General features: G+C 55.8%; 25 protein-coding genes and 1 riboswitch. Of the genes, 11 read left to right on the forward strand and 14 right to left on the reverse strand.

Features of this window, described 5'->3' with window-relative positions:
- Window positions 1–33 precede the first annotated feature (33 nt).
- The 8 genes from FHR99_RS11440 to FHR99_RS11475 form a co-directional block, all read right to left on the reverse strand.
- The gene (locus tag FHR99_RS11440) at window positions 34–1,515 is read right to left on the reverse strand and encodes a cobyric acid synthase (RefSeq protein WP_183410805.1); all 1,482 of its coding nucleotides are present in this window, start codon (window positions 1,513–1,515) and stop codon (window positions 34–36) included.
- Window positions 1,500–2,144: a 5,6-dimethylbenzimidazole synthase gene (gene bluB, locus FHR99_RS11445; protein WP_183410807.1), complete on the reverse strand. Its 645-nt coding sequence runs from the start codon at window positions 2,142–2,144 to the stop codon at window positions 1,500–1,502. Before bluB ends, FHR99_RS11440 begins: the two co-directional genes overlap by 16 nt.
- A complete protein-coding gene (locus FHR99_RS11450) occupies window positions 2,137–2,919 on the reverse strand; it encodes an ABC transporter ATP-binding protein (RefSeq protein ID WP_183410809.1) in 783 nt (260 codons plus the stop codon). Before FHR99_RS11450 ends, bluB begins: the two co-directional genes overlap by 8 nt.
- A complete protein-coding gene (locus FHR99_RS11455; protein WP_343067542.1) occupies window positions 2,919–3,905 on the reverse strand; it encodes a FecCD family ABC transporter permease in 987 nt (328 codons plus the stop codon). Before FHR99_RS11455 ends, FHR99_RS11450 begins: the two co-directional genes overlap by 1 nt.
- The gene (locus FHR99_RS11460; RefSeq protein ID WP_246386766.1) at window positions 3,892–4,800 is read right to left on the reverse strand and encodes a cobalamin-binding protein; all 909 of its coding nucleotides are present in this window, start codon (window positions 4,798–4,800) and stop codon (window positions 3,892–3,894) included. The genes FHR99_RS11455 and FHR99_RS11460 overlap by 14 nt, the downstream gene beginning before the upstream one ends.
- 77 nt (window positions 4,801–4,877) lie before the next feature.
- On the reverse strand, window positions 4,878–5,483 hold the full coding sequence (gene cobO / locus FHR99_RS11465; protein WP_183410812.1) for a cob(I)yrinic acid a,c-diamide adenosyltransferase: 606 nt from the start codon (window positions 5,481–5,483) through the stop codon (window positions 4,878–4,880).
- Window positions 5,484–5,524: 41 nt separating this feature from the next.
- Window positions 5,525–7,330: a TonB-dependent receptor domain-containing protein gene (locus tag FHR99_RS11470; RefSeq protein ID WP_183410813.1), complete on the reverse strand. Its 1,806-nt coding sequence runs from the start codon at window positions 7,328–7,330 to the stop codon at window positions 5,525–5,527.
- Between the two features lie 85 nt (window positions 7,331–7,415).
- Window positions 7,416–7,595, reverse strand: a riboswitch (cobalamin riboswitch).
- 24 nt (window positions 7,596–7,619) lie between these two features.
- A complete protein-coding gene (locus tag FHR99_RS11475) occupies window positions 7,620–8,519 on the reverse strand; it encodes a ketopantoate reductase family protein (RefSeq protein WP_183410814.1) in 900 nt (299 codons plus the stop codon).
- A gap of 62 nt (window positions 8,520–8,581) precedes the next feature.
- Here FHR99_RS11475 and FHR99_RS11480 point away from each other — a divergent pair, with 62 nt between their 5' ends.
- Together FHR99_RS11480 and FHR99_RS11485 are read left to right on the forward strand one after the other, a co-directional pair.
- Window positions 8,582–9,064: a YajQ family cyclic di-GMP-binding protein gene (locus tag FHR99_RS11480; RefSeq protein WP_183410815.1), complete on the forward strand. Its 483-nt coding sequence runs from the start codon at window positions 8,582–8,584 to the stop codon at window positions 9,062–9,064.
- An 88-nt stretch (window positions 9,065–9,152) separates the two neighbouring features.
- Window positions 9,153–9,917 (forward strand): crotonase/enoyl-CoA hydratase family protein, encoded by a 765-nt coding sequence (locus FHR99_RS11485; RefSeq protein ID WP_183410816.1) that lies wholly within the window; start codon window positions 9,153–9,155, stop codon window positions 9,915–9,917.
- Between the two features lie 100 nt (window positions 9,918–10,017).
- On the opposite strand, the gene FHR99_RS11490 is transcribed toward FHR99_RS11485, so the two are convergent.
- The 3 genes from FHR99_RS11490 to FHR99_RS11500 form a co-directional block, all read right to left on the reverse strand.
- Entirely contained in the window at window positions 10,018–11,124 is a 1,107-nt protein-coding gene (locus tag FHR99_RS11490) for an aromatic ring-hydroxylating dioxygenase subunit alpha (protein ID WP_183410817.1), read from the reverse strand.
- A 107-nt stretch (window positions 11,125–11,231) separates the two neighbouring features.
- Window positions 11,232–12,542, reverse strand: a complete 1,311-nt coding sequence (locus tag FHR99_RS11495) for a cytochrome b/b6 domain-containing protein (protein ID WP_183410818.1) — start codon at window positions 12,540–12,542, stop codon at window positions 11,232–11,234.
- Window positions 12,543–12,554: 12 nt separating this feature from the next.
- Window positions 12,555–13,247, reverse strand: a complete 693-nt coding sequence (locus tag FHR99_RS11500) for a YceI family protein (protein WP_183410819.1) — start codon at window positions 13,245–13,247, stop codon at window positions 12,555–12,557.
- Between the two features lie 211 nt (window positions 13,248–13,458).
- Here FHR99_RS11500 and FHR99_RS11505 point away from each other — a divergent pair, with 211 nt between their 5' ends.
- The 3 genes from FHR99_RS11505 to acuI all read left to right on the forward strand — a co-directional run bounded on the left by FHR99_RS11505 (window position 13,459) and on the right by acuI (window position 16,527).
- Window positions 13,459–14,139, forward strand: coding sequence for a TetR/AcrR family transcriptional regulator (locus tag FHR99_RS11505; protein WP_281388650.1), 681 nt, complete (start codon window positions 13,459–13,461; stop codon window positions 14,137–14,139).
- Between the two features lie 50 nt (window positions 14,140–14,189).
- Window positions 14,190–15,485: a spinster family MFS transporter gene (locus tag FHR99_RS11510; protein WP_183410821.1), complete on the forward strand. Its 1,296-nt coding sequence runs from the start codon at window positions 14,190–14,192 to the stop codon at window positions 15,483–15,485.
- Window positions 15,486–15,546: 61 nt separating this feature from the next.
- Window positions 15,547–16,527 carry an acrylyl-CoA reductase (NADPH) gene (gene acuI / locus FHR99_RS11515; RefSeq protein ID WP_183410822.1) on the forward strand — a complete coding sequence of 327 codons (981 nt, stop codon included), beginning with the start codon at window positions 15,547–15,549 and terminating at the stop codon, window positions 16,525–16,527.
- A gap of 26 nt (window positions 16,528–16,553) precedes the next feature.
- Here acuI and FHR99_RS11520 read toward each other — a convergent pair whose 3' ends face one another.
- On the reverse strand, window positions 16,554–17,678 hold the full coding sequence (locus FHR99_RS11520; protein WP_183410823.1) for a helix-turn-helix transcriptional regulator: 1,125 nt from the start codon (window positions 17,676–17,678) through the stop codon (window positions 16,554–16,556).
- Between the two features lie 161 nt (window positions 17,679–17,839).
- Between FHR99_RS11520 and FHR99_RS11525 the strand changes: the two genes are divergently transcribed.
- The 3 genes from FHR99_RS11525 to FHR99_RS11535 all read left to right on the forward strand — a co-directional run bounded on the left by FHR99_RS11525 (window position 17,840) and on the right by FHR99_RS11535 (window position 20,434).
- Window positions 17,840–18,658: an SDR family NAD(P)-dependent oxidoreductase gene (locus FHR99_RS11525; protein ID WP_183410824.1), complete on the forward strand. Its 819-nt coding sequence runs from the start codon at window positions 17,840–17,842 to the stop codon at window positions 18,656–18,658.
- 89 nt (window positions 18,659–18,747) lie between these two features.
- Window positions 18,748–19,494 carry an SDR family oxidoreductase gene (locus tag FHR99_RS11530; RefSeq protein ID WP_246386769.1) on the forward strand — a complete coding sequence of 249 codons (747 nt, stop codon included), beginning with the start codon at window positions 18,748–18,750 and terminating at the stop codon, window positions 19,492–19,494.
- Between the two features lie 64 nt (window positions 19,495–19,558).
- On the forward strand, window positions 19,559–20,434 hold the full coding sequence (locus tag FHR99_RS11535) for an AEC family transporter (protein WP_183410826.1): 876 nt from the start codon (window positions 19,559–19,561) through the stop codon (window positions 20,432–20,434).
- On the opposite strand, the gene FHR99_RS11540 is transcribed toward FHR99_RS11535, so the two are convergent.
- On the reverse strand, window positions 20,435–20,920 hold the full coding sequence (locus FHR99_RS11540) for a DUF3806 domain-containing protein (RefSeq protein WP_183410827.1): 486 nt from the start codon (window positions 20,918–20,920) through the stop codon (window positions 20,435–20,437).
- Window positions 20,921–21,121: 201 nt separating this feature from the next.
- Here FHR99_RS11540 and dapA point away from each other — a divergent pair, with 201 nt between their 5' ends.
- Genes dapA through FHR99_RS11555 form a run of 3 tightly spaced genes read left to right on the forward strand, consistent with a single transcriptional unit; the run spans window position 21,122 to window position 23,796 of the window.
- Complete coding sequence (gene dapA, locus FHR99_RS11545; RefSeq protein ID WP_183410828.1) at window positions 21,122–21,997, forward strand: 4-hydroxy-tetrahydrodipicolinate synthase; 876 nt, start codon at window positions 21,122–21,124, stop codon at window positions 21,995–21,997.
- Between the two features lie 8 nt (window positions 21,998–22,005).
- Complete coding sequence (gene bamC / locus FHR99_RS11550; protein ID WP_183410829.1) at window positions 22,006–23,004, forward strand: outer membrane protein assembly factor BamC; 999 nt, start codon at window positions 22,006–22,008, stop codon at window positions 23,002–23,004.
- 33 nt (window positions 23,005–23,037) lie between these two features.
- Window positions 23,038–23,796: an MBL fold metallo-hydrolase gene (locus FHR99_RS11555; protein ID WP_183410830.1), complete on the forward strand. Its 759-nt coding sequence runs from the start codon at window positions 23,038–23,040 to the stop codon at window positions 23,794–23,796.
- 3 nt (window positions 23,797–23,799) lie between these two features.
- Here the strand turns inward: FHR99_RS11555 and FHR99_RS11560 are convergent, their stop codons facing one another.
- Window positions 23,800–24,903 (reverse strand): phosphoribosylaminoimidazolesuccinocarboxamide synthase, encoded by a 1,104-nt coding sequence (locus FHR99_RS11560; RefSeq protein ID WP_183410831.1) that lies wholly within the window; start codon window positions 24,901–24,903, stop codon window positions 23,800–23,802.
- Window positions 24,904–24,956: the final 53 nt, after the last annotated feature.

A 24,956-nucleotide genomic window follows, 5' to 3' on the forward strand; every position in this document is an offset into this window, starting at 1 on the left:
CCATATCGTATTGCCGGTGCTGCTCCCTCTTCCTCAGGGAGAGGATTGGGGTGAGGGGGGTGCGAGCAGCGACATAATTTCATCAATATCCAAATGCTCTTCCAAACAATCTGCCAACCTGTCCAGATTGGTTTCCAGCAGGGATTCAAAATCAAAGTCGCATTCCTGCGTTAACCCTGCCCACTGCAAAATAGCATCGCGCGCAGATTTCTTATCAAATACGCCGTGCAGGTAAGTTCCCAGTACCTGCCCGTTCGGTGACAGGTGGCCGTCCTTACCGTAATCCACATCAGCCGCCGCATGTTGCTCCAGCGCTTTGCCGGTGCTGATACCGCAGTGAATCTCGTAGCCCTTTGCCGCTGCGCCTAATAGCGTGCCTTGGGTGTGCCGCAGGATTTTGGTGTCGGTCATGGTGGTCTCGAATTCTGCGAGACCCAGAGCTGCTGTTGAGCCGGCTGTGCTTTCAATGCCCTTTGGGTCGTGAATCGCCGAGCCCAGCATCTGAAAACCCCCGCAAATGCCCATCAGCTTTTTGCCACGAGACAAATGCTTTTGAATCGAGGCTTCCCAGCCTTGTGCGCGCAGAAAATCCAGATCGGTGCGCGTATTCTTGGTGCCGGGGAGAATAATCAAATCGCATTCTGGAATAGCCTGACCCGGGCGAACGTATTGAAAATCCACCAGCGGATGCAGCCGCAGCGGATCGAAGTCTGTGTGATTGCCAATGCGTGAAAAGACCGGTACGCAGACTTTCAACAGGCTTTCATCCAGCACCTGGCTGCGATCTACTGCATCCTCGGCTTCCAGATAAAAATCCTGTAGGTAAGGAATGACGCCAAGTACCGGCTTGCCGGTGTAGTCTTCCAGCCAATCAAGTCCGCTTTGTAAGAGGGCGATATCACCGCGAAAGCGGTTGATGATAAAACCTTTAACCCGCGCTTGTTCGGATTCGCTGAGCAGCGCAAGGGTGCCGACCAGATGAGCAAACACGCCGCCGCGATCAATATCGGCGACCAAAACAACCGGGCAGTCTGCTGCTTCGGCAAAGCCCATATTGGCGATATCACCGGCACGCAAATTGATTTCTGCCGGGCTACCTGCACCTTCGACAACGACGTAGTCGTATTGCGCCGATAGCCGCTGGTGGGATTCCAATACCGCTTGCATCGCCCGGGGTTTGTAGTCGTGATAGACGGCCGCATCCATATTGCTGAGGGCCTTGCCGTGGATAATCACTTGCGCGCCGATATCAGTATTGGGTTTAAGCAATACCGGGTTCATGTCTGTGTGTGCTTCCAGTCCAGAGGCCCGCGCCTGAACGGCTTGGGCCCGGCCGATCTCGCCGCCATCCACGGTGACCGCACTGTTTAACGCCATATTCTGGGGTTTGAAAGGCGCGACCGAAAAACCACGGCGTTTCAGCAGACGGCAGAGGCCTGACACCATGACACTTTTGCCCGCGTCCGAGGTGGTGCCCTGCACCATCAACGTTTTCGCTGTCACCTGGTCTGCCATTGGTTTTCCATCACAAAGTCTTCCAGCGGGGCGCGTTCTGCCCAGTGTTCCTGTTCCAGCATCGGTTTGTCGTAAAAGGCATTTACCGGGCCAAGGCAGAGGATCGCCAGCGGTTCGCTGTCTTCGGGGAGTTTTAGCAAGTCTTTTAATGCATCGGGTTCAAACAAAGACACCCAGCCCATGCCCAAGCCTTCGGCGCGGGCGGCGAGCCACAGATTCTGAATGGCGCAGGCGGTGGAGGCGATATCCATATGGGGCATGGTTCTGCGGCCAAAAATATGGGGCTCGCGTTTGTCCATGAGGGTAACCACCAGCAATTCCGCGCAGTCGCGGATACCCTCGACCTTGAGAGCCAGAAATTCTGATTCCCGTTCACCCAGAGCGTTGGCCGTTGCCTGCCTTTCACTTTGAACCAATGAATATAGTTCTTCTCGCAATGACTCGTCGGATATGCGAATAAAGCGCCAGGGTTGCATCAAGCCCACGCTGGGGGCGGCGTGGGCTGCACCGAGAAGGCGTGCTAGAACGGTCTTATCAACACTGCCACCACAAAAGTGACGCATATCCCGACGCTCGTAAATTGCCCGGTAAACGGCCTGCTTGTCCGCGTCGTTATAAGCCTCAGTCATCGATACGATCCGTTGCGGGCACAAAGTAGCGACGGCCATCCACTTGGGTTTCGGTTAGCTGCTGACGATAGAGCTTTTCCAGCGCGGAGCGTTCCAGCATTTTATCGGCAGCACCCCAACAAGCTCTGCCATCGGGGTACAGCAACAAAATATGAGTACACCAGCGCGCCGCCAAATTCAGATCATGGAGGCAGAGCAGCACGGCACGCCCTACGTCGGCTTCATTGGCAAAGAGCTTCATAGCCTCAACCTGATGGCGAAGATCCAAATGGTTGCCCGGCTCGTCTGCCAGCCAGATCGCCGGTTGCTGACACAGTGCTGTGGCCAATGCCAATCGCTGACGCTCACCGCCGGACAGCGTTGAAACCAGTCGATCTTCCAGCGCTGACAGTTGTGTGCGCTCTAGCGCTGCGCGGGCGAGTTCAAGGTCTTCGGCGGTTTCTACATCCCAAGGGGCCATATAAGGGTGGCGACCGATCAGCACGGTTTCCAGAACCGTGGCCGGAAAGCCATCCTGTCGCTCCTGAAACACCACGGCAATTTCGCGAGCGATCTGTTTCCGTCGCAACTGGTTTAGCGACTGATCATTCAGCGCGACTTCGCCTTTGCGTGGGGCTTTTAATCCCGCCAACGTATGCAGCAGCGTGGTCTTACCGGCGCCATTGGGGCCGAGGATGGCCCAGATTTCGCCGGGCTGAATGGTAAAGTCTAAAGGCGTGCCGTCTTCCCGCTCGGGAATATCGATCACCAGTTGTCGGGCTGCGAGCGTCGACATCAGCGGCTCCGATACAACAAATAGAGAAAGGTCGGCACCCCGAGCAGGGCGGTAATCACCCCGGCAGGTAATTGTTCTGGCGCAATAATGGTTCTAGCCAGTGTATCGGCCAGCACCAGCAAGGCACCGCCCGTTAGCGCGGCGGCGGGCAGTATCAGACGCTGATCGTTACCTAATACAAGGCGCAACATATGCGGTACCACGAGCCCAATAAAGCCGATACTGCCAGCGGTGGTTACCGCGCTAGCGGTTAGCAGGCTGGCGCTGCCATAAATACTCCATTCCAGTGGTCGCACAGCAACACCGAGTGCAGCGGCTTGCATAGGGCCGCGCGCCAGCACATTCAAACTGCGCCCTAAGGGCAATAGGATTATGCTGGTGAGGGCAAGAATGATCAGTGCGGGCCAGGGGCTGCGTGCGTAGGCGAGATCGCCCATCAGCCAGTAGAGCATGCCGGGCAGTTGTTCGGTGGGACCGACAGCGAGCATAAAGGTAATGACGGCGCCCCAACCCGATGACACCACCACGCCCGTTAACAAAAGGCGGGTTGTTGTCCAGCTGCCGCGACCATGGGACAGGCCGAAGACGAGAACCGCTGAACCCAGGGCTCCGCCAAAGGCGGCAATCGAAACGATAAAGGGAGGTAGTCCGCTGAGCATGCTTAATAATGCCGCGACTGCTGCGCCACCGGATAGACCGAGCACGTAAGGGTCGGCCAAAGGGTTACGCAATAGTACCTGCATCAATGCTCCGGCTACCGCGAGCAATCCACCGGTCGCAAAGGCCGCCAGTGAACGCGGCAGACGCAGTTCCATAATCAACGTTTGGTGAAGTGGCTCGCCGCCACCGCTAAGTACAGCCCAGAGATCGCTGGCTGAAATAGCCACACTGCCGACGGTGACGCTTAATGCAATACAAAAAAGGGACGCAGCCGACAGGAATAGCAGCGGCACGCTACGACGGCGCAGTGCCTCAACGGCGGCCACGGGCCGTCTCCAGATGCTGGCACAAGAGATCTATACCATCGAGCAGACGCGGGCTTGGACGCTGCAGCGTAGAAGGTGGTACAAAAAACAGATTATCTTTTTGCACCGCCACAATATTGGAGTAGGGGCGCCAGGCATTGAGCCAGCTAGGATCATCCTCGCCCATACCACCCGCAATAATCACTTCGGGGTTTTCCGCTAGTACCGCTTCGACACCAATTCTGGGCGTCAGCCGATCGAGATCCGCAAAGATATTGTCGCCGCCACAAAGCGTAATCGCGTGACCAATAAAATGATTGCGATTGGCGGTCATTAATGGGTTGACCCACACCTGATAAAAAGTGCGTACCGGTGCCTTGGTTTGAAACTGATCGCGATAATGGGCAATACCGTCAAGGAAGCGCGTGGCTTCTGTATTTGCAGATAGTTCTGTGCCCGCAAGGATACCCAAGCGCTGGATAGTGGAAGCGATATCCAGAAAATCGCGTTGATCGCCGTGATAAACCGGAAAGCCCAACTCGCGCAGTTGCTCCACCTGCTCACGCGGGTTTCCTTCCTTCCACGCAATAATCAAGTCGGGCTGGGCGGCAACGATGGCTTCCATATCAAAGCGGTTGTAACTGCCAATGCGGGGCAGGGCTTTGGCTTCTTCCGGAAAATCAGAAAAGGTGACGGCTGCGATCACTTTGTGTCCGGCACCTGCGGCAAACAGGAGTTCAGTTGCGCCGGGCGAGAGAGCGATTATGCGCTCGGCGGGTTTGGGCAGGCAGACAGTGTGTTCTATATCGTCGACGACGCAGCGCTGATCGCTTGCTTGCGCTGAAGAAAGAAGCAGAGACGCAAAAACCGCAGCTGCCAAACGCCATCCACCGTCATTGCGAGCGTAGCGAAGCAATCTCCGGCTGTTGGCGCCACTTTTTACGAGATTGCTTCGCTGCGCTCGCAATGACGGGGGGAGTGAGAGTCGCAGCATCACCACTCAATGCCTTTACGCGCCTTGATGCCCGCCTGAAAGGCGTGCTTTTCAACATCGACAACTGACACCGTGTCCGCCAGCTCACACAAGGCTTTAGAGGCTGCTCGACCGGTAACAATCACTGACTGTTCGCGGGGGCGATTCTTAAGAGCTTCAAAAATACGTTCCTGAGTGACCCAGCCGTACTTTAATACGTAGGTCAGCTCGTCCAGTAGAACGAGGTGGAGGGACTCATCCTTTAGCAAGGCCTCGGCTTTTTCCCAAGCCTGACTTGCCGCTTCCATATCCCGTTCTCGGTCCTGAGTTTCCCAAGTAAAGCCGGTGCCCATAATATGAAAGGGCACCTCGGGGCAGCGCTCGAGAATAAAATCCCGTTCGCCGCAATCCCAAGTGCCTTTAATAAACTGCACAATGCCAGCTTTGTAACCGTGGCCCAGACAACGGATCACGGTACCAAAACCGGAGCTGGATTTTCCCTTGCCGTTGCCAGTGAGCACAATCAGCACGCCGCGCTCTTCCTGAGCCTGGGCCACTTTTTCATCCACCAGCGCCTTGCGGCGTTGCATGGCTTTTTTATGGCGTTCGTTACGATCTGTGCTCATGGCAAATTCCCTTAGTAGCGAGACGTCAAAGGATACGTTCCTTAGCGTGGCTCGTAAACGAGGGTCAGCATAGAGGTCAGACCTTCGTTGTTAAAACCACGCGCGGTTTCGTAGTTGCGATCAAACAGGTTTTTCACGCTGAGCTGGGCTGAAAGACTGGCATTGATCTGATAGCGGGTGCGCAGATCGATCAGGCCAAATCCGGAAAGCTCGGTATTGTTAGCGGCGTCTTCATAGCTGCGACCCTGAATGCGAACCTGGATGCCATAGCTGAGGCGATCCAGCTGCCGATCCGCGCTAAAGGTTGCCGAGCGGCGCGCACGACGGCGAATATCGAGTTCCGAGGCTTTATCGATCGGTCGCAGTACGGTGTAGTTGCCGTTCAACATCCAGTCGTTGACGCGCACAAAGACGGTCAATTCCGCACCGCGGATTTCAGCTTCGCTGATTTGATCGGTGGTGAAGGTCGAGGGGTTATATTGAATCAGGTTTTCCACATCGTTCTCAAAACCAGAGAGGGACCAGCCAAAAGTATTCTCGCTGTAGCGTACTTCGACTTCGGTATTTTCGGATTCCTCCGGAACGAAGTTGGGATTGCCAAAGCCGGGGAAGTAGAGCTGGTTAAAGGTAGGCGCTTTAAAACCGGTACCTTTTGACACGATCAGGCGAGTGCCTTCAAACAAATCCACGCCGTAACTTGCGGTCCAGGTTTTGAATGAGCCGAATTGCTCGTTGTCTTCGTGGCGCCCGCCAAGGGACAGGTCGTGGGCGCCGAAGTCGCTCTGTACTTGGGCAAAGCCCGCCTTGTTATAGCGCTCGTCTACGTCGTAGTTGGTGGTACTGTCGACAAACTCGTCATAGTACTCGGCACCAATCGACACGATGTGGTTGCTGATGTGCAGGTCATTCTGCCACAGAGCGCTGTCGCGACGTGTGGTGAAACGCGTGCGAGTCGCCGGATTGAGGTCATTCAGATTCAGGCTGTCGTCTTTGGACTTGCCCACACGAAGGGTGCTGACCCAGTTATCAAGGGCCTGAATGCTGGCTTCAGCGCTGGCGCTTTCAATGACGGAATCGCTGTACAGGAGAGCATTCGGTGAAAACGCGCTGTCGTATTCATTTTCGGAGTCGGTGCGCTGGTAGCTCAGGGCAAGATCTGCGATACCAACCTTGGCGCCACTGCGCAGACTCATACCGGTAGTGCGATAGGCATCGTCATCACCGTTAACGCCGGCATCGCTTTCAAGATTGTCTATGCCCTGGGTATCAAAGTGGGTCACCATCAGGTTGGTGTAGGCCGCGTCGTCACCTATCGAAAGGCCCGCAACCGCTTTGCTGGTGTTCTTGTTGCCGTAACCCGCTTTCAGCAGTGGCGATACACCACCATTCAGGCTTCCTTTGCGGGTAAAGATCTGAATCACCCCGCCAATGGCATCGCTGCCGTAAAGGCTCGAGCGCGGGCCGCGCACGATTTCAATCCGCTCGATCTGCTCTGGTTCGAGCATGGACAGATTCGTGCTGCCCAAGGTGGCGCTGCCAACACGCTGGCCGTCGATCAGTACCAGTGTGTGAGTAGAGGCATTGCCGCGGATAAAGACGCTGCTTGAAGCACCCACACCACCGTTGCGGGTAATGGTTATACCTGTGGTTGTACTCAACAGTTCCAGCACATCGCGAGCCTGAGCGCGTTCGATATCTTCACGCTCGATGACGGTGACCGGCGCCAGCGTGGCGTCGATCGTCTGCTGGGTGCGAGAGGCAGTCACCAGTGTGGTTTCCATTGTAGTAGGGCTGGCAAAAGCAGCGGCACTGCTGATGGCGAGTGCAGTTACAGTTAGTTTTTTCATGGATTTCCCCAAAGCATTGTTGTGAACGCAATGAGGGAGGGGTGGGGTGATATGCAAGATATGACCCGATGAAGCCCTCCGCGTCATCGTTATATCTGCAAGGGCCGGTTCCGGGCTTTCAAACGTCTTTGTAAAAGACAATGATTACCGTTGCGGGGGCAGCGCTGGACTGGATGCTTCTGCACCGTCACCAGACTTCCCGTTTAACCCGTGCCAGCACTGACGTCCAGTCAGGCCCACGGGCACCCAAGGCAGGTGCCGCGCACTCTACTGACTACGCGCCATGCTGTCAATGTGGTGAGTGGGTGCTAACAACCTCTTGGAAGAGGGATTCATTGACGGGGGTGGGAATAGCGAGGCGTTTGGCTTCACGACACAGGTAGCCGGTAATGGCTTCTATCTCGGTGCGCTGACCGGCTTCGACATCCTGCAGCATGGATGAACGATTGTTACCGGTTTGTTCGGCGACCTGTGTGACGGTTGCCAACAGATTTGGCACCCAGTCTGCTCGCCCCAGCGCCTCGCTGACCTCGGTAAATTCGCTGCAGATGGCGGCCATGTCCTCTCGTGCAGCCTCAATATCGAGTAGCTCGCCGTTGTGACAGCGATAGCGCACCGTCAGCGGGTTGATTGCGCAGTTGATGGCGAGCTTACGCCAGAGCAGAGCTTGAATGGTGTCGCTTGCGGCAACCGGAAATGCTTCGCAGGACAAACTGTCGGCTATCGTTTTTAACTCTCTGACCGATCCGTCAAAAGCACCGATCAGGGTTTCACCCTCACCCGCCGGGCGGATGGTAAAACGATCAAGGCGATTGGCGCCGGCGGTGGTGGTGCCGCAATAGAGCTTGATACGGGGGTATAGGGCTTTGATTTCCTCGGCAATGCCGAGGCCATTCTGTACCAATACCAGCGAAGTCTCGTTGTGAAAGTAAGGTGCCAGTGGCGACAGGGCATCAAGTGTTTGATAACTCTTGCAGCATACCAGCAGGCGATCAATTGGCCGGTTCAGCTGTGAAGGTGTGGCAGCGGCTACCGGCACTATACCTTCGCCATCAATCGTCAGGCCACGATAGTCGGCAAAGGCGTCTTCCTTTAGCAGCAGTGTCGGCGCACGCAGCGCCTGATGTAAGCGCGCGGCCCACAAGCCTCCAATACTGCCAGCACCGAGAATCAGCCACTGCTCAGCCATGACAAGCTTCTCGCGCCGGTGCTACCATTTCGCCCACATGTTGTTTGCCGAGAGTATGTGCCATGCCTTCCTTTGATATCGTTTCTGAAGTGGATTTGCACCAGTTTACCAATGCGGTGGATCAGGCGCAGCGGATCATTGATAACCGCTTTGATTTCAAGGGCGTCGATGCGGCCTTCAAACGGGAAGAGCTGGGCGTGACGATGTTCGCCGAGGCGGATTTTCAGCTTAGCCAAATGGAAGACATGCTGCGCGCGGCCCTGATCAAGTGTGATATCGACCCGCAGGCGATGGAAGTGGGTGAGCAGGCCACAGCGGGCAAGCAGGTTAAAGTCACTATCACCATGAAAAACGGCCTAGAAACGACACTGGCGAAAAAGATTGTCAAATTGATCAAAGAATCCAAGTTGAAAGTGCAGTCCCAGATCCAGGGCGATCAGGTGCGAGTGACCGGCAAAAAGCGCGACGACCTGCAGCAGGTGATGGCGCTGTTGCGAGCCGAAGATCTGGAGCAGCCCCTGCAATTTAACAACTTTCGCGACTGATTTTATGGGGTAAAAACACTTGCCTCAGCCAAGTGAGCTGTAGATCATTGGTGGCCAGATAAATAACGTAAACTGACAGGAGAATTCCATGAGCGATGCTGTTCTGACTGAAGTCGCCGATGGTGTAATGACCATCACGATTAACCGCCCGAATGCCAAAAATGCCGTTAACCTCGACGTGGCGAAGGGCATTGCTGCCGCCATGGACGAGCTCGACAGCAACGACGGTATTCAGGTTGCGATTTTGACCGGAGCCGAAGGCACCTTCTGTTCCGGTATGGATCTGAAAGCCTTTGTCAGTGGCGAGATGCCTTTTATCGAGGGCAAGGGTTTTGCTGGTCTGGTAGAAGCCCTGCCGAAAAAGCCGCTGATCGCGGCGGTGGAAGGCTTTGCCTTGGCCGGTGGTTTTGAGCTGATGCTGTCGTGTGACCTGGTGGTGTCTGCCAACAGTGCCAAATTCGGGATTCCCGAAGCCAAGCGTGGACTGGTTGCCGCTGCCGGTGGCCTGATGCGTCTGCCCCGTCAAATCGCGCCGCGTATTGCCATGGAGCTGGCCCTGACCGGTGACTTTATCGACGCCAATCGCGCCTACGAACTGGGACTGATCAATCGCGTTGTGGAGCCGGGTACGGCGCTCGAAGGCGCCAAGGCGCTGGCGAAATCCATCGCCACCAACGGCCCGCTAGCGGTGATCAAATCCAAACAAGTGATTCTGGAGTCTCAGGACTGGGCACTGGATGAGATGTTCCCCAACCAGCAGAAGCAGGTCGATGTGATCTTCAGGAGTGAAGATGCCATTGAGGGTGCAACCGCCTTTGCCGAGAAGCGTGCGCCGAACTGGAAGGGCCGTTGAGATTCTGCGGATAAAGCTTCACACGTAAGCTTTGATTGTGTTTGATCCTGACACTCATTGTCAGGATCAAACAGTGAGCACGCCTTTTCTTGCTCCCAAATCAGCGCTTTTCAATTCCTTCAAACAGGTCGCCTTCGAAGTCCATCGCTTCCTGCGGTGGCGTAGCCATGTTTTTTACATGGTGAACGCCATTGGCCTTCTCTTGGTATGTGCCTGCGTTTTCAGCTTTGTCGTAGAACTGTTTATACCAGCGGCGACCGGTGGCAAATGGGCCATCGGTTTGAATCTGCAGAATGCGGGTGGCTGAACCCTTGTTTTTCCAGACGCTGAAGTCCGCTGCGAAGGCCGCCAGTGCGCCAGCCTGGATTTGCTTGGCCGCTTCGATATCTTCCGCGCTCGGCGTGTCGCTGGAGCCTTGGGCCAGTGCCGCGTGCCAGACTTTGGAAACGCCGTCATCGACTGGTGTGTTGGCGATCAGTTCATAGGTAATCACATCGCCGAAGCTCTGCTTGGAAAGCAGTACGCCGGGGCCGGTATACCAGGTGGAGCTGCGGAGCATGCTGTTGTAGCCCGCGTGCACGCCGCCCTGACGTTGAATGTAAATGTGGTCGCGGAATTCGTTCTCGAAGTACTCACAGGGGGCGCCGTGGGTCGGTCCCAGATGGTGTACATCGGCCATGTTGTCGAGGATTTCCTGGGGATGCATTTCCAGCTCGCCCAGGTGATCCAGCTCCCAGCGAACCCAGCTCGGATCGTCCCACTCCTTTAGTTTGGGTGGGGCGTACTGGGGCTCGCCACCTTCAGGGTCGTGCCACATCATAATGCAGCCCATGACTTCCTCGACCGGATAGCTGGCAATTACGGCGCTGCGCGGAAAAGTACCTTCAAAGTAGGGGATATCGTCGCACTTACCGTCGGGGCCAAAGCGCCAGCCGTGATAGGGGCAGCGGATGGAATCGCCCTCTATCTGCTTGCACTCTTGAACGATAGCTGTGCTGTCGCTGGCGGCTAGGTGGGTTTGCATATGCGGGCAGTAGGCGTCCAGCATGATCGGGCGACCACTTTCACCACGGTAGAGGGCGAAATCCTTGCCGAAGAAGCGCAGCGGGATGGCGCGCCCCTGTGGCAGTTCACTGGCTTCGGCAACGATAAACCAGCCGCGAGGGAAGGTATGCGGGCCTAAGCCGTAATCTTCTGCTTTTGCCATGAGTCTGTCCTGTCGTTCCTGAGAATATGGGCACTATAGTACTGCCGGGGCAGGTAAGCAGTGTATACACCATTTGAACGATCAGTTTAGTCCTAGTATTTAAACCGCTATCGAGCTGGCTCAACCTCTGACGTGGGCGGTTCGGGCTTCTTTGTGCTTGAGCGTGCCCAAACGCTGATATGGATGAGAATATCTCGTGATACCCATTCTCCTGCAGGGTCAGATTCCATACCCATATCAACATCCGCCCGGTCCAGTGTGAGCTCGCCACGTATGTGGATCATGTTGTCGACGATCTCAAGGGAGAGTGGAGCCATGCTAAGCGGGTGCTGCTTTATGGTTAGTGTCCCTTGAATTGAGTGGCCCAGCTCCGACTTTTCGAACGAATCAGCAAGATAAGTAGCAAAAGGGTAGGCGGCCACATTAAACCATTCTGCCTGGGGTAGGGTTCGGTCGTGCATGGGTACGCCGTCGGTTGCTGCCCCCGTATCAATAACGACTGCGACCGTTCCGACACCTGTTGATTCATCGAAGCGCAAGTCCGCCTGCCAGCGGGTGAAGCGACCTTTGAAGGGCTGACCGGCATGGGTGCCGGAGAATTGGATATGGCTCTCCTCGGGAATGATGTTCCACTTTGGAAGGTCGGTGTCTAGTGGCTGGCTCAATGCCGCCAATCGTTCCGCTAAGGCCGAGCCCTCATCGTCAGGCAATGGTTTAACCGGCGACGCATCGTGGCCTGTCAGGCCGACGACTAGCAGAACGCTGGCGGCGACCACAACTAACAGAGCTTTTGTGGGGTGTCCTTTCCCGGCAAAAACCTTGGTATCACCTTTGGTCAGTGCCGGAAACATGCGCAGCAGTACATCATCTTTTAGCAGTGCGTGATGACGCAAAGCGGCGCCGATATGAAGAGCCAGCAATACCGTAAAAGCCCAGCTCAACGTTTCGTGAGTGGGCATCAACCAGCCCGCCAGAGTTTGCCGGGTTTCTGCAGGCAGCGTGTTCAAGCCGAACAGGTGAGGCACCTCGAACAGGCCAAACCAGATCGTCGGCACATTCAAGGCATTGCCGCCACGCCATTGCGCCGACACATACAGCCAGCCGCTCAGCGGAATGGCGATCATCAGCAGGTAAAACAAGCCGTGGGTCAACGCAGCAACGCGATGCTCCCAAGAGGGACTGGATTCAGGTAGCGGCGGTGCGGGATGCAGCAGTCGCCAGCAGAGTCGCAGCAGGCTGAGAAACAGGATCAACAGGCCAAGGGATTTGTGCCATTGAAAGGCATCAGTGGCCAGACTCTGGGTGGCTTCATTCTGCAGGGCATCGCCCATCCACCAGCCAAGTCCGAGATTGCTTATCAGGCAGAGGGCGATCACCCAATGTAGGGTGATCGCGATCGCGTTGTAACGGTAGGTCATGAAAGAGGCTTATTACTTGTTGACGACCTGATGCAGCTCCCCGTCAAAGTCGATGGTCACGGTATCGCTGACCAGCGGCGGGTTGGTGAGGTGAGTCATACCAAACTTGGAACGCTCAAAGGTACCGGTAACCGAAAAGCCCAGCGCGCCGAAGCCGAAGAAGGGGTGTTGTGCGGTTTGCCCCGTCAGCTCGGCATGCAGTGTCACCGGGTGGGTCTGGCCGAGCAGGGTCAGGTTGCCGTCAATTTTCAGTTTGCCGTCCTGCTTGCTAATGGAAGTTGACTCATAGGTAATGGTCGGGTGCTCGTTGGCATTCAGAAATTTCGGGCTCAGCGTCAGATCTTCTTCCCAGGTTTTGAAAGAAGACTGTTTGTGCGTGGCCTGATAGTCACCTTGGTAGTCTGTATCAATGCCGGTGGCATCAATTGTCACCTTGATAGAAGACTGGTCGAGGTTGTCTGGGTCGAGATCAGCTGCGATATCGTAGTCGGTAAAGCGCATTACATAATTCGCCAGCCCAAGGTGGGTAACACTAAAGGCAAAAGTGGAATGCGTTGGATCGTGCTTGTACTGGCCGGCAGGCACCTCAAGTTGCAACGGTGCGGCCTTGGTTTCTTGTGTCGGTGTATGAGTGCCGTTATCGCAGGCGGCGAGAACTAGTGCAGTTGTGCAAATGGTCAGCAGGCCTTTTAAACGAGTTTTCATTGTATGCCTTCTCCTTTCAGGGTTTTGATCGGTTGAAACCAAGGTATGTGCAGCTTGAAGTGTCATGTATATAGCGCGTTGAACTCAAGTAAGGTTACTTAAATTAAATGCAAGCCTGTTAGGCTTTTTCGCAATCACTCGGTTGACTGTAGTGTTGACGGCGCCCAAACTTATTATTAGTAATCACCATTGATGATAACAGGGGTTTGGGATGGGGCGTAGGAGAGACAAGGCGGCGACAAGAGAAATCATTCTTGCGGCTGCGCGCACGGTGTTGGCAGCTGACGGGCCGGATGCTCTCAGTCTTAGCAAGGTTGCCAATCTGGCCGGGGTCAATCGAGGTACAGCCTATCAGCACTTTGAAACCCGTGCGGATTTGATCGACGCGACTGTGGAATGGGTGAGTGATCACTTGGCAAGTACAATTTTCGGCGAGATTGAGGCGGCAGCTACAAATTTCGGGGAAAAAGAAATGGGCGAGAATCCGCTGTTTTCAGCGGTGGATGGTCTGGTGAATTTTGCAGTCGACAATCCTGCTCTCTGTCGCATCTGGTTGTTTGAAGTGCTGGCGTCCAGGAATCCCGGGGAAGACAAATTCTTCCGTCAGTTTAAACAGTCGATTCAGCAGGTGGCCGAAAGTGAGTTAGCGCAACCATCGATTGATGTTGAGGCGTTGTCTGTCATTTTGTTGGCTGGCTATTTTCTTTGGCCAGTTTGGGTGGGCTCACAGGCGAAGTCAAAGAAAGAGCGAGAGCATATGAAATCCCGGATGCGTCGTGAGGTATTGCGGCTCTGTCTACACGGGGTCGTGGATGTAGAAGACAATGGACACATTCTCAAATTCATCCGAGAAAGAGAAAAGCAGCGTTCTGGCGTGGCAGTTGACTGGTAACGTGCCTTTGGCACTGCGAGTGTGAGTAGTCTAACAATAAGAGTAAAACTATGGGTTCCCAGACAAAAAACCAATATTCCGCCGGGTATTCCAACTACGTGCTGGGCGTTCTCTTTGTTGTCTATGTCGTAAATTTTATTGACCGTCAGGTTTTATCCGTCTTTATCGGACCGATTAAAGAAGAATTCGGCGCATCGGATACGGAGATGGGGTTGCTGGTCGGTTTCGCCTTTGCTCTGCTCTATACCATAGCCGGTATCCCGATCGCGCGTTGGGCGGACAAAGGTAATCGGCGCAATATTATAGCCATTGGCTTGGCCGTCTGGAGTGCTTTTACCGTCCTTTCCGGTGTGGCTAAAAGTTTTTGGCATCTCGCGTTGGCCAGAGTGGGGGTCGGCATCGGCGAAGCTGCCGGTTCACCGCCGGCGCACTCACTTATCTCGGATTATTTTCCCGTCGAAAAGCGTGGAAAAGCGCTGGCAATTTATGCGGCGGGTGCGTTTGTTGGTGGAGCCATCGCCTTCCTTGGTGGCGGCTATCTGCGCGAATACTTTGACTGGCGCACGGCTTTTATTGTGGTGGGCGCTCCGGGGCTATTAATCGCTTTGCTGGTGCGTTTTACGGTTTCGGAGCCACCGCGGGGTTACTCGGAAAATAGAGTAGGTGAAGCCCAGACCTCCACGCTAAAGGAAACACTCGCGTTTCTCGGTGGCAGCCGCGCCTGGATAATCATGATGACGGGCTATTCACTGCTGTCGCTTACCGGTTACGCCATTCTCATGTGGGGCTTTGAGTTTCTTGTGCGCGTCCACACAATGAGCTCGATCAGTACTGGGCAGATCATGGGGCTGGTTATTGGTATGGGTGGTAGTTGTGGTTCGCTACTGGGTGGATATCTGGTCGATCGCGCTGGTCGGTCGAAGGTGTCTTATGCCGTGAGCGTTCCTGCATTGATGACCCTTGCAGGTATCCCGGTGGGTATTCTGTTTCTTTTATCCCAGTCCCCGGTTTTTGCTGCCTGGTCGTTTTTCGCTTTTTTTCTGATGCTTAATGTTTATTTGCCGGCCATGTTCAGTGCGAATCAGAATCTGGCGAGGTTGGATATGCGAGCGACTGCATCGGCGATCATGTTGTTTATCGTGAATATTGTCGGCGCGGGTATTGGTCCTCTGCTTGTAGGCGCACTGAGTGACCTCTTTGCTACCGACTACGGTTTGCAGTCTATTCGCTACGCACTTCTGGTTGCCGTTGGTTTGGGCGGGCTTGGTGCGGGCTTGTTAATTTACAGCGCCCGCTTTTTGGAAGACGACCTCGAGCGTGCGCGCGGAACCGTCTTGCAACAATGAGTATTCGCCCCATTTGGAAGGTGGAAAATAATGCAAATTTCTCTGACTAAAGGACTCTGAAGTGAAAGCGATTGTTATAGAAAAAACCGAGAGTCGGCAACATAGCGGAATCAAGAACCTCGATGCCAGTGAATTGCCGGACGGTGATGTAAGTATTCGAGTCGAGTATTCAACCATTAACTATAAAGACGCGCTTGCCATTACGGGAGCGTCTCCAGTTGTTAGAAAATGGCCGATGATTCCTGGGATTGATTTGGCAGGCACGGTTGAGCAAAGCAGTCATCCACGATGGAAGCAGGGTGACCGAGTGATACTCAACGGTTGGGGAGTTGGTGAGGTTCACGAGGGTGGACTGGCGCAACGTGCAAATGTAAAGGGCGACTGGCTTATTGCGTTGCCGTCAGTTTTTACTACTCGACAAGCGATGATTATCGGTACCGCCGGCTACACCGCGGCGCTCTGTGTTGATGCGCTTGTGCATCATGGCATTCGGCCCGATGATGGCGAGATCCTCGTTACGGCTGCCAGTGGTGGCGTCGGCTCTATTGCAATTGCTCTGCTGGCTGAGGCGGGATACACCGTGGTGGCATCGACCGGCAAAACCTCAGAGGAGCCCTATTTGAAGGGATTGGGAGCCACGCGAACGATCGATCGGGCTGCGTTGTCGGAGTCCGGGAAGCCTCTTCAAAAAGAATTATATGCGGGGGCAATCGATGCGGTTGGCGGGAACACTCTGGCAAATGTATGTGCACAACTACGCTATCGAGGCGCTGTCGCTGCCTGTGGCCTTGCGGAAAGCCCCAAGTTTCCAACGACGGTCATGCCTTTTATCTTACGTGGCGTGACCCTGTACGGAGTCGATAGCGTTATGGCCCCGATAGCTATACGTGAGCAGGCATGGGAACGACTGGCGCGCGATTTGAAAGTCGATATTCTGGAGTCCGTGGCCACGGATATTACTCTGAGCGGAGCTCTGGAATTGGCCAACGATGTCTTGGCAGGGAAAATCAGGGGGCGATTGGTCGTAGACGTTACTGAGTAAGCTTATTGTCAAGCGAACATTCCTGACTAACCCAGCGGTGCGACGCTTTTCAGAATGAGACTGACGAGCTGGGTCTGCTGATTGACCCCGGTTTTGGAAAAAATCGACCGCAGGTGGGCGCGTGCGGTATTGCGGCTGATATGCAGGCTGGCACTGGCGTCATCCAGACTGAGCCCGTTCGCCAGCGCAGTGGCCAGGCGACTTTCCGCCGGAGTCAGACCGAACAGTTGGGTCAGGGACGTCTGTGGCGCCTCTACGCGAGCGTTAGCGTCGCTGACAAAAATCGCGATAACCGCCTCGTTGTCTGTTTCCCGGTGACGCTTTATCGCAAGTGGGCGCACGGTAAGCCCTAGCTGGCAATCACCGCTGTGATCGTAAACGGGCATGGCCTGAGCGAAAACCGTGTCACCGCGCAATCGTGCCTTCAAGGCAGCGTCGATAGCGGTTTTAAGTTTTTGGGTATCGACTGAACGCTCCAGCACCAGTTTGCCGGCGCTGATAGACAGCCCCCGATCTGCTTCCAGCAGGCGTTCGCCCATAGGGTTGGCTTCGATAAGATGCCCTTTGTCATTAAGAAAGTAGGTCGCCACCGCCAATTGCGACACCGCCTGGGCGTAGAGTTCTTTTTCGCTGCTGACGCTTTCCAGCCGGCTGTGTATGCGCAGCGCGCGCTTCAGGTGAGGAATCAAGCGATTGAGCAGCTCGCGCTCCTCCTGGTTGAAGCCGGGTTCTCCCTTGTGCCGGGTAAGCCGTAGACTGGCGTCAATATCGCCGCCGCTGGTGAGCTCAATGCCGGCAATATGATAAATACCGAAAGGCTCCAGGCTCAGTTGGTAAAACTCGCTGGTCACCAGGTCGTCCATATCCAGATGTTCATCCAGCGTTACGGTGATGTTGTCCGGGATGTTGACGAAAGGGTCCATGCTGTAGAACTGCTTGCTGTACGGGTTGTCGCCAATTTCGCCCTCAAGGCCGGGAATGCCGTCGGCCAGAATGACGCCCCGCTCCTGTTCCGAGGGCAGGCGCAACAGCAGCACGGCACCCTGAGCATTCAAGCTCAGACGCAGGGTTTTCAGGCAGTGGGACCAGACCGGTTCGGTCAAGGGGGCTTCGTAGATGGCTTCAATCAGTTCTTGTTCGCGCTGGTCCATGTGAGTATCCGCGAGCTGTTTCGAAAACATGCTACAGGAAAGGGTCGAAGGGCTGATAGTCCGGGTAGACGATGCGGGCCCGGTTTTGATTTGGGATAAAAGGCTTTGGGATAAAACGTTCTGGGATAACAGAGAAAGTTAATATCAGCGAGGCACAGCGGATGAAGGATTTTACCGGCAAGGTGGCAGTGGTGACCGGCGCCGCCAGTGGTATTGGCGAGGGTTTGGCTCGGCATTGCGCGGGCGAGGGGATGAAGGTCGTATTGGCGGATATCAACGCCGATCGCCTGTCTGCTTTGGCCGCGGAGCTGAACGCAGTGTGGCGAAAAACGGATGTTTCCAGAGCCGAGGAGTTGGAAGCGCTGGCCGACTTTGCGTTTGAGTCTTTCGGGCAAGTCGATCTGCTGTTCAATAACGCCGGTGTCCTGATCGGTGGCACGACCTGGGATGTGCCCTTGAAGGACTGGCGCTGGATTCTGGATATCAACCTGATGGGCGTGCTGCACGGTGTGCAGGCTTTTGTGCCACGCATGTTGGCGCAGGGCACACCGGCTCACATTGTTAATACCTCATCGCTGGCGGGGCTGTTGGCGGCACCCCTGATGGGCCCTTATACCGTGGGTAAGCAGGCGGTACTGGCCCTGACCGAGACGCTACATTATGAGCTGCAGGATAGCCCGATCGGGGTGTCGGCGCTGTGCCCGGGGCCCATTGCTACCGGGATTACGGCTTCCGGCGAGGGGCGCGAAGCCCAGGCCGCTCAGACGGAAGGGCAAAAACAGTTAATGCAATTCCTGAACGATGGCATCAGTCAGGGCATGGCGCCGGCTGAGTGTGCCGAGTTGGTATTCGCTGCGATTCGGGAAAACCAGTTCTGGATTTTCACCCATGAGGATTTCAAGCCGGAGTATCAGCGCCGGATCGATGAGCTGCTGGCCAACCAAAACCCCAGCTACGCACAGTACACCGTCGATGAGTAATCAGTAATGATTGACGATTGAGGGTGGGTGCTAGACTCCAAAAACGTTCTACCAACAATAAATGCAGGGTCACTATGGGAACTTATGCGATGACAGGCGGCGCCACTGGGATTGGTGCGGCCATTAAAAACCAGTTGCGCGGTGAGGGTCATACCGTGATCGTGGTTGATATTAAAGATGCCGATATTATCGCCGACTTGTCGACAGAAGCCGGCCGTCAGGCGGCTATCGAAGGGATTCGCGCTGCCGCACCCGATGGCCTCGATGGCTTTGTGCCCTGCGCCGGGCTGGGGCCCGCAGCTCGGCCTTACTCGCTGATCACGCGCGTGAACTACTTCGGCGCCATTGCCACCACCGAAGGGGTTCAGGATCTGCTGGCAAAGCGAAAAGGCAGTATTTGTATGATTTCCTCGAACTCCGCCCCCATGTTGCCGGACGACGAGTACACGGAAATGTTGCTGGCTGGCGATGAAACCGGTGCCTGCGAGTTTATCGACGGCAAGGACGCCAACCATGCCTATGCCGGCAGCAAGCGCGCGGTCAGCCAATGGTTGCGCCAGAAAGCGCCGGAATACGCAGGGCAGGGCATACGCTTGAATGCAGTCGCCCCGGGGATTACCCAGACGCCCTTGGTGGATGCCTCCCACGCAGACCCCGAAGTGGGCGAGGCGATGAAGGCGTTTGCGGCCAGCGTCCCGCTGGGTCGGGTGGGTGATCCAAAAGATATTGCCGAGGCGGTCTGTTTTCTGTTGAGTGACAAGGCCAGCTTTATCAGCGGTTCCATTCTGTTTGTGGATGGCGGTCACGATGCCTTGTTGCGCGCCCGGCAGTTCTAAAGACTTCATTCTGTAATCATTTTGGCGTAGCCTCGCGGCTTTCTGCTTTTGCTCAGAGCCGCGAATGTTCGCCACTATCACGCCCGTTATTGTCCCCATCGTTGTCTGCATCGCGCTGGGCATCTGGTGGGGGCGCAGTCAGCCCAATTTCCCCAGTACCTTTGTCGGTGATCTGGTAATGAAGATCGGCGCGCCGGCGCTGATTATCGGGACCCTCGGCACGACCGAGCTCCAACTGAACGCGCTGCTGGAAGTCGCCGGTGCCGCCTTGGTACTGCTGGGGATCACCGCAGTCTTTGCGATCATTGCCTGTCTGATTTGTCGTTGGCCTCTGCGCGATATCGGGGTGCCCTTGGTGGCCGGCAATTCCGGCAATATGGGCTTGCCGCTGTGTCTGTTCGCCTTTGGTCCGGAAGGCTTGGCCCTGTCGCTGGGTGTGTTTGTTCTGTTTAGCTTGACGCACTTTACCCTCGGAAGTGCGGTGCTCACCGAAAAAGTGCCCGGCCCGACACTGCTCAAATCTCCCGTCGTGTGGTCGGGCTTGCTGGCCATCGGATTGGTGGCGGTGGACTATGAGTTTCCGGTGACCCTGAGCAATACCCTTAACCTGCTCGGGGGTATGGCGATACCGCTGATGCTGTTGACGCTGGGTGTCTCGCTGGTCGAGCTCAAGTTGAAAGATGTGGGTACGGCGCTGTGGATGGGCGCGATGCGTATCGTGGTATCGGTGTCTGCCGGGGTGCTTACGGTGACCTTGCTGGATCTGGACGGCGTGCTGCGCGGGGTGATTCTACTGCAGGCCGCCACACCGGCTGCCGTATTCAACTATCTGCTGGCGCACCAATACCGGCGCAGCCCGGAGGCGGTGGCCGGGCTGGTGATGGCCTCGACCCTCATCAGTTTTGCCACCATTCCGTTGGTGCTGGCGTTTATTGTCTAGCTACTGCCAGCCGCGCTTGTCCTGAATTTCGTCGATAAGCTTGACGGCATTTTCGTAAACCTCGCGGACTTTGACGTCAACGCCGGCTTCTACGCGCCGTGAGATCATGGTGACCGGAAAGACGAACTCCCGTTTACCGGGAATCTCTAGGGCGCGGCTGCGGCCCAGCTTGTCCGTGTAAATGGTCCAGTAAAGCCCTTTTTCCTTGCGCAGCAGCTCGCCGATAACAATTCCCATGCCCTGCAGTCTGGCCGTTTCGTGCTTTTTGACCAAGCCTTGATCCAGAAGCCGCTGCAACACTTCAAGGTCGTTCCACTTGGTCCCGTTAATGCGGCGTCCAAACTCCAGGCTGGCGATCTCGTTCAGCTCCTCTATTTGGGTTTCCATAAAGCGTCGATCCATCTCCGACGGCGCCTCGGTGCGAAATGTCTCGGCTGCCAGCAGGGTGGGCAGCAGCGCCAGAAATACGCCAATCATCATTCGCATGGCTGACCTCCTCAGGGTTATAGGCTGGTGTTCTACAGGGTTTGACCAGATTTTAGGGGCAGAGTTTAGTCACTACCAGTCTGCAGGGGTAGCGGATTCTGCCCCAGACCAGCAAAGTCGCGGCCTGCGCCGCAAAAGTCGCTTGAGCTTGGGCAGACCCGCCATTACCATTAGCGCCTTGCGTAATTTGGGAGACGTTTAATGATTACCGGCAGTATGGTCGCGCTGGTGACACCCATGCTCGAAGACGGCAGTCTCGACTGGCAGGGCTTGGGTAACCTGATTGACTGGCACATCGAAAGTGGTACCGATGCGATTGTGGCAGTGGGCACCACCGGCGAATCCGCGACACTGGATATGGACGAGCACTGCGAGGTTATCCGCAGTGTGGTGGCCCGTGTGGCCGGCCGCATTCCGGTGATTGCCGGTACCGGAGGCAACTCAACCACTGAGGCCATTGAGCTGACGGTTTCTGCGAGCAAGGCCGGCGCCGATGCCTGCCTGCTGGTGACTCCCTACTACAACAAGCCGACCCAGGAAGGCCTGTACCGCCACTACAAGACCATCGCCGAGGCGGTCAACATTCCCCAGATTCTGTACAACGTGCCGGGCCGTACCGCCTGTGATCTGAGCAATGACACGGTTTTCCGGCTGGCGGATATCGACAATATCGTCGGTATCAAGGACGCCACCGGTGATATGGTGCGGGGCAAGGCCCTGATAGAAGGTGTTGCTGGTCGTCTCGCGGTTTATTCCGGCGATGACGCAACCGCCATGGAACTGATGTTGCTGGGTGGGGTCGGAAATATCTCCGTAACCGCCAATGTGGCGCCGGTGCAGGTGGGGGAAATGTCGCGGGCTGCCATTGCCGGTGATCGTGAAACCGCCGAACGTATAAATAAGATGATAGAAATTCTTCATCATAAGCTGTTTCTCGAGTCCAACCCGATTCCGGTTAAGTGGGCCCTCTATGAAATGGGGCGTATGGAGTCTGGTATCCGCCTGCCGCTGACACCGCTGGGCGAATGGGCGCGCGATGAACTGCGCGAAGCACTGAAAGCGGCTTCTGTTCTGTGAGTATACGCATGTTGATTAGCCGTACCGCGGTCGTACTGTTGAGTGTTGTTTTGGTTAGCGCCTGTACCTGGCGCGACCGCGCCAACGATTACCGTCAGGCGCAATTGTCAAAACCGCTGGTACTGCCGCCGGGCATTGAAAGCACCGCGCTGCACGACAGTTACCGTGTTCCCGGTATCGAATCCCACGTGGTATTGCCGGGCGAGTTTTCTGTGCCCCAGCCCGATCCTCTGATCAAGGATGTAGAGCAGGGTGTGGTGCGCATTCAGAAAATGGGTGATGACCGCTGGGTACTGCTCGACGGTTCGCCCGGTCAGATCTGGCCGCGTCTGCGAGGTTTTCTAAATCTGGCGGGTTTTCCAGTGGCGCGCACTGATGCGGTTAACGGCATTATCGAGACAGGTTGGGTTCAGCCGCGCGGTGAGGAGCTGCCCCGCGAGCGATTCCGTTTTCGCATAGAGCAGGGTGTACAGCGTGGCACCAGCGAAATCTACGTGCTGCAGTCGGTGGTTGAAAATGATCAGGGTCGCTGGCCGCGGGGTTCCTTCAGTGAACAGCGCGAGCAGGAAATGACCATGGCGCTGGCTCAGTATCTGGCGGATTCCGAGGCGGCTAGTAGTGTGTCGATGCTGGCGGAGCGCAATGCCGAGACCGGTGGCAAGATTTTTCTGGAAGCTGGTGATCCTCCATACATTCGCCTTTTGCTGCCCTTCGATCGGGCCTGGGCCTCACTTGAGAATGCGCTGGGCAAGGCGGGCTTTACCGTCGATGACCGGGATCGCAGTCAGGGGCGCTACTGGGTAAGCATCGACGAAGATAATGACGATGCACTCTGGTTCCGCCGTCTGATGAAAGACAAGGATCTCGACGGCAATGCGTTTATTGTGCAGATGATCAAAATCACTGATCAGGAAATGCAGATTCGGGTCGCTCCGCAGGAAGGCGAAGAGAGCGATGCGGATGTGATTGATCGCGTGCTGAAGCAGATCAAAGGATTTATTTCCTAGCTTTTAATTTATAACAACGCCAACAGAGCAATCATGCGTTTTGCCTCTCTGGGAAGCGGCAGTCGCGGCAATGGCACACTGGTAGAAAGCAACAATACCTGCCTGCTGATCGACTGCGGCTTCACCATCAAGGACACTGAACGACGGCTGGCGCGGCTCGGTCGTCGCGTCGACGAGTTGAATGGCATTCTGGTCACTCACGAGCACTCCGACCATATCAAGGGCGTTGGCCCTCTGGCCCGCAAATACAATCTCCCGGTTTTTGCCAGTCACGGCACGGCACTCTATGAGGGCTTGGGCAATGTGGCGGTTTTAAATGAAGTGAATACTCACGGCACCTTTACCGTGGGGGATATCGAAGTGTCAGCCGTGGCCGTACCGCACGATGCCCGTGAGCCTTGCCAGTACGTGTTTGCCCATCGGGATCGCCGTCTGGGTTTGCTAACTGATCTTGGCAGCATTACGCCCTTTGTCGTCGAACAATACCGCCAGTGCGACGCGCTGGTGCTGGAGTTTAATCACGACATCGACATGCTGGCCATGGGCCCGTATCCCCCCAGCCTCAAGCGCCGGGTTGGCGGTGATTGGGGGCATTTGAATAATCGCCAGGCGGCGCAACTGCTGTCGATGGTGGAGCAGGCGCGACTGCAGCACGTGGTGATGGCCCATATTAGCGAGAAGAACAACACGGTCGCGCTGGCTGAGGCTGCGCTGCAGACGGTTTTGGAGCGCAGCGAAGCCGCGATATCAGCGGATCAGGATGGGGGTTTTGACTGGTTGGCGATTGCCTGAAAATCAGGCAATCAGGTCGAACTGGTCGCGCAGAATATCGATAATCTCGGCCTTGGGGTTATCTGACAGCACAAGCTTTTCACCGGTAATTTTTTCCGCAATGTCGACATAGGTTTTCGACACTTCCAGCATGACTGATTCCGGCAGGGCATTGTTCCGGGCCAGCGCATAGCGCTCTTCCATGCGGTCTTTATTCAGCAGAATGTCTGGGTCGGGGAAGTGGTTCAGCAGCAGCTGACGGAAGCCTTCCTTGGAGTTCTCGATAATCTTGCCGTTGCGGTAGGCTGCACCGTCCCAAATGCGTGAGGAATCCGGTGTGCCCACTTCATCCATGTAGATCAGCTTGTCGTTGCCGGCCGCGTCAGTGACGTAGCCAAACTCAAACTTGGTATCCACAAAAATCTGGTCGAGCTTGGCTAGCTCGCGGCTGATGACCGCAAAGCCCTCGCTCAACAGTTTTTCGTATACGTTGATATCGTCTTGGCTGGCGAAGTTGAAAGCGCCGAAATGCTCTTCGATATTGCGCCGGGTGATATTGACGTCATCCTGTTCGGGTACGCCGGGCAGTCCTTTCAGAATGCCCTTGGTGGACGGTGTGATCAGCAGCTCTGGGAGCTTCTGGTCTTTCTGCAAGCCATCCGGCACTGCAATGCCACAAAACTCTCTTTCCCCTTTGGCGTAGGCACGCCACATGGAGCCGGTGATGTACTGGCGGGCGATGGCTTCGATCATCACTGGCCGCGCTTTTTGCACGATCCAGACAAAGGGGTGGGGGATGTCCAGAATATGGCTGTCCGCCAGACCTTCCTCGCGAAACAGGCCGAACCAGTGATTGGCAATGGCGTTCAGCGCGGCGCCTTTGCCGGGTATGCCCTGCAGGCCGCCCTCACCGTGCCATATGCATTCAAAGGCTGATATCCGGTCGCTGATCACCATTATGGCCAGCGGGGCGTCGGGCGCGACGTTGTAGCCCTTTTCCTGAATCAGCCGGCGGCTGTCCGCTTCAGTCAGCCAGTAAACAGAGCGGACCTTGCCGCTATGCACTGGCGCATCGGTGCGGATGGGCAGATCGTTGTTGACCGCCAAAACGGTGTCGGCAAGGCTCATGGTGGTGTCCCGTGTCGTGCTGACTGCAGCAAAACATCCCGCTCACCCGTGAA

The sequence above is a fragment of the Litorivivens lipolytica genome, assembly GCF_014191715.1.
Lineage (GTDB): Bacteria > Pseudomonadota > Gammaproteobacteria > Pseudomonadales > Spongiibacteraceae > Litorivivens > Litorivivens lipolytica.